This window comes from Candidatus Komeilibacteria bacterium CG_4_10_14_0_2_um_filter_37_10 (assembly GCA_002793075.1).
In the GTDB taxonomy this organism is placed as follows: domain Bacteria; phylum Patescibacteriota; class Patescibacteriia; order UBA1558; family UBA1558; genus UM-FILTER-37-10.
On record PFPO01000092.1, the window covers coordinates 1 to 2,822 of the forward strand.

The 2,822-nt window shown below is 33.8% G+C and carries 2 protein-coding genes; both read right to left on the bottom strand.

The window, feature by feature from the left end; translation table 11 throughout:
• Positions 1-11: 11 nt before the first annotated feature.
• Positions 12-929: a hypothetical protein gene (locus COX77_04850; GenBank protein PIZ98360.1), complete on the bottom strand. Its 918-nt coding sequence runs from the start codon at positions 927-929 to the stop codon at positions 12-14.
• Between the two features lie 280 nt (positions 930-1,209).
• A partial coding sequence (locus tag COX77_04855) for a hypothetical protein (GenBank protein ID PIZ98361.1) occupies positions 1,210-2,822 on the bottom strand: 1,613 nt, incomplete at its 5' end.

The following is a 2,822-nucleotide window of genomic DNA, read 5'->3' on the forward strand; positions in this document are numbered from 1 at the left end:
CAAATAAAATTTCATTTTTGTAGAAAAAGTTGATTAAAACTTTTCTTGTCTTTACTGTTTCCCAAAGCCCAAGATATCTTTATTAAATTTGCTCGATAAGAATATTGATCGCAATAAATAACATCAGTATTAATCTTCTCATTAATAATGGTTTGATTGTTGTTATATATTACAATGGGCAAACTTTGATTTATTTTTTTTAGTAAACTATTTAATTCCTCAATGGTAATAGTGCTGGTTAAATAAATAAAATAACCAGCAGTTTTTTTTGACTGCCTATCCTCTTTTTCGCAAGCCAACCAATCAATATAATGAATTATTTTTATTTTATTATTAAATTGATCCATCAACTTAAGTGTACCGGGTAGAAATTTAAGATTTTCGGTAATCGTAATAACTTGATCTAGTTGTGCCAAATACTGTTCATTAATACTGACATATTTTTGCAAATCAGTCGTTCTTAGCTCTGCTGTCCAGAGTGGATCAATGACCTTATCTTCATCAACAATCATCACTGTCTGGAGATTGCTTTTAATCAGCTGTAAACTATTAATAATATTTAAACGTAAATTTAATTCGTCAATTTTCTGATTAAATAAAAAATCGTGATTTAATTCTTTCACCGCCACAAAGGCAATTGATTTATAGTTAGACTGCAAAGATAATTTAGTAGCGATTGCTGAGCCAATAACCTGATGGTAATTTTCAATAACAATAAATCCTTCATAACTATCATACTGTTGACTAATCACACTAGCTATCTTTTGCCAGTGTTTAATCGTTGTGGCGTTAGTGTTATTTATCCTAAGTACTTGGCATTTTCCCAGCAAAAAAAGCTCCGGCATCATAGTCCGAATATTGTCTTGAGTAATAAAACAATTATCTGTCAAAACAATGATTAAAACTTGATTTTGGCTCTTTTTTGCCATAGCTATTCTCTAAGTTAATTCTAGGCGACGGCGCTACTTTTACCGACGGCTTAATAGACTAACTTAGTATAGGGTGAAGCGACTGTCAAGTTAATAAAACCACCCCCAAATGGGGCTGGTTTTATTGCGTACTTAGTGTCGCAAGCTGGCAATTTTTTTGCCACTACTCTTACGATGCTTTTTATCAGCAACTTTTTTCTTTTTATACATAAAATTAATTTATTAATTAATAATTTAAACTTCGAGCTAACACAAAAAAGGTTGAAAAAAAATATGCCACCTAATTATATTTAACATCCACAACCAAACGCGCTAATAAATAAGATATTGTTGATTCAGCACCTTGATTAAGATTAATATACCCTTCACCGATACCGTCGTAACAACCACCGGTTAGTTGAGAATAGACAACCTGATTTAATAAATTATTACCCAAAAACCAATTAAAAACTAATAACATTTTTTTCTCATAGTCATGATCGCCAGTTAAATCATACATTGTCCTCAAGGCTAATACTAAAGAGGAGACCTCCTCCGGTTGCTGATCATAAATTTCTTTTTTTTCTCCTCGTTTAAACCATCCAGCCTGACCAATTGGTTCACAAACTTCGTCGTGAAATGATTTACTAATTAAAAAATCTAGAGTTGTCTTGCCAGCTTTAAAATAAAGATAATTACCTGTAACTTTATAAGCTAAAAGTAAGGCTTCTGATAAAACACCGTTGGAATAATTAAGCGATTGTTCAAACCATTGCCAGTCTTTGGTGTTATTATCGTTAAAACGATCCAATAAGAAATCAGCATGCCTAACAACTAATTTGATAATCTTTTCATTATTACCTAAGGCTAACCAGGTTGTCAGAGCTTTAATGTGAAAGGCGATCGCTCGTGGTGAATTCACAACCTTCAATTTTTTATACTGATTATTTAATAACACGCTTGCTCTTTTTTTTAAACTTCTGGGTAATTTACTGGTGGCCACGCAAGCAAGGGCCCACAAAGCACGGGCTTCAGCATCTTCTAAGTTCTTATCTTGATTCAAATCATAATTGGATTTCATTTCTTTAGTAAAATAATTTACAAATCCCCCATCATCCTTTACCGCTCGTTCGATAAATCGTAAATAAATTTCAGCTAGTCGCTCATCATCTTGATCGTGATAAATGCCATGATACTTCGCCACTACTATTAAGGCTCTGGCATTATCATCTAAAGTAAAACCCCAATTCGGGTTTGGTTCATTGAGGATGGCAAATTGATAAATGCCAAAACTGTTGGTAAGTTTACGAAGATGTTGCAATTTAATAATGGGTAAATTCCTTTTTTTGCGGGCTAACTCGGGTGATATTTCAATAAATTCACGCATATACGCCAGCGACACATTAGGCCACGTCATACTTCGAGTACGAAAATAAGCGGTCTTACTTATATTAGTCAATCGATCTTTATCACTTAAAAGCGCAATTACCTCCTGGGCAATGCTTTCGCTATCTTGAAATTTAACTAAGGATCCGAGTTCGGGAGTAATCAGCTCGCGAGCTTGGGCAAAGGGAGTTGATATAACTGGTCGACCAACGCCCAATGCATATGTTAAAGTACCAGATACTGCTTGATCAGGATTTTGGGAAACTGATAAATAAATTTCCGTTGCTTGTAAAAACTTTAAAAGCTTGTCCGTTTCTAAATATTCGTTATAAAACAATACATGATCTTGTACACCTAGTTGATAGGCTTGGTCAATTAATTGTTTACGATATTCTTCGCCGGTATTCTTCAAAACCAAGGGATGAGTTGCACCAATTATCAAGTAAACAACATTCGGATGAACTGCTATAATTTTTGGTAGAGCTGCTATCACATATTCAATGCCCTTGCCTCTACTTAATAAACCAA